Source organism: Longimicrobium sp. (assembly GCF_036554565.1).
Classification (GTDB): Bacteria; Gemmatimonadota; Gemmatimonadetes; order Longimicrobiales; family Longimicrobiaceae; genus Longimicrobium.
Genome location: NZ_DATBNB010000752.1, coordinates 1 through 1,879, shown reverse-complemented (window position 1 = coordinate 1,879; position 1,879 = coordinate 1). Strand labels below are relative to the sequence as shown.

Genomic DNA, 1,879 nt, shown 5'->3' with positions numbered 1-1,879 from the left:
GGCGGGCCTGGGCGTACGCCAGGTTGGGCACGCCGCGGTGCGGCACCATCACCCCCTTGGGCGTTCCCGTGGAGCCGGAGGTGTAGATGACGTACGCCAGGTTCTCGGGCAGTACGCCGGCGGTCGGCGCCTGGTCGCTCTCGGCGTCGATGCGCTCGCGCTCGGCGTCCAGGCAGACGACCTCAGCGGCGTCGGGGGCGAGCCCCGCCCGCAGCGGCAGGCGCGTGAGAAGGAGCGGGGCGCCCGAGTCGGCGAGCATGAAGGCCAGCCGCTCGGCGGGGTAGGCGGGGTCCAGCGGCACGCAGGCGCCGCCCGCCTTGAGCACGGCCAGGAGGGCGATGACCTGCTCCGGGCCGCGCTCCAGGCAGATGCCGACGCGGGTTTCCGGGCCGACACCGCGCCGCCGCAGGTGGTTCGCCAGCCGATTGGCGGCGTGGTCCAGCGCGGCGTAGCTCAGCGTCTCGTCATTCCAATCGACCGCCACCGCGTTCGGCGTGCGCGCCGCCTGCGCCTCGAACAGCTCGTGGATGCACAGGTCCGTCGGGTACTCAGCCTCCGTCCGGTTCCACTCCTCCAGTACCAGCGCGCGTTCCGCCTCACCGAGCAGGTCCAGCCGATCCACAACCTGCGCCTCGTCCGCCACCATCGCTTGCAGCACCCGCCGCAGGTAGCCCAACCAGCGCTCCACCGTTGCCCGCGTGAAGAGCGCCGTCGCATACGTGAGGCTGCCCACGATCCGCCCGTCCCACTCGGAGAGAGTCAGCGACAGGTCGAACTTCGCCGTTGCCCCGGCGGCAGGGAGCGCCGGGCGGCCCTCCGGCGCGTTTTCCCAGGCGAACATCACCTGGAAGAGCGGCATGTGCGCCGTGCCGCAGGCGGGCTGGACGAGCTCCACCACCTGCTCGAACGGGACGTCCTGGTGGTGCTGCGCCCCGAGCACACGCTCCTTTACCCGTTGCAGCAGCTCCCCGACGGTCGGCGCGCCGGAAAGGTCGGCGCGGATCGCAACGAGGTTGGCGGCGGAGCCACCCGGCCCGTCCCCTTCCCCACGCCCGTAGCCCGCCAGCGTGCCGATGACTAGATCCGTCTGCCCCGCAAGCTGGCCCAGCACCACCGCCCATCCCGCCAGGAGCGTCGTGGACAGGGTGGCCCCATGCCGCCTCGAGAGTGCTTCGAGCCCCGCCCGCAGCTCCTCGTTCATCTCCACCTCCAGGCTGGCGCCGGCGTCATCCCGCCGCGCCGGACGCGCATGGTCGGCCGGCAGCGCCAGCGGGCCGGGCGCATCGGAAAGCGTCGTCTTCCAGTACTCCACCGCGGCGTGCGTCGGGGCGGTGGCCTCGGTCAGCGCCAGGGCCCCGGCGGTCGAACGATTCTGCATGGTCACGGGACTGCTCTATGGGTTGCGGGGGTGCGAGCGCCGCGGCGCCGCAACCTCCCCGAATGGCGGAGCGTACAGGGCCGGCCTGGCCGGGCGGACGTTCTCAGCCGGCCCCCTCCAGGGCCGGGGCGGTCTCCGCGCCGGGCTCGCGGAAGCGTTGCGCGAGCCGCGCGAGGGTCGCGGGGTCGAACCGGGCGAGCCGCAGGTCCAAGATCCGGTCGGCGAGGGCGGAAAGCACGGGCGCCTCGAACACGGCCGCGAGGGCAAGCTCCACGTCCATCGCCTGCCGCACCCGCGAGATCATCTGCACCGCCAGGAGCGAGTGCCCGCCCAGCGCGAAGAAGTCGTCCCCGCGCCCCACCCGCTCCACGCCCAGCAGCTCGGCCCAGATCTCGGCGAGCGGCTGTTCCACCTTGCCCACCGGAGCCTCGTACTCCCGCGCCCCGTACGCGTCGCCCTCGGGCGCGGGAAGCGCCCGGCGGTCTACCTTGCCGCTCGGGG

General features: G+C 73.4%; 2 protein-coding genes. Both read right to left on the bottom strand.

The window, feature by feature from the left end; translation table 11 throughout:
• Positions 1–1,378 (bottom strand): AMP-binding protein (locus VIB55_RS21205; RefSeq protein WP_331878668.1); only part of this gene is annotated, 1,378 nt, incomplete at its 3' end.
• A gap of 103 nt (positions 1,379–1,481) precedes the next feature.
• A partial coding sequence (locus VIB55_RS21200) for a phosphopantetheine-binding protein (protein WP_331878667.1) occupies positions 1,482–1,879 on the bottom strand: 398 nt, incomplete at its 5' end.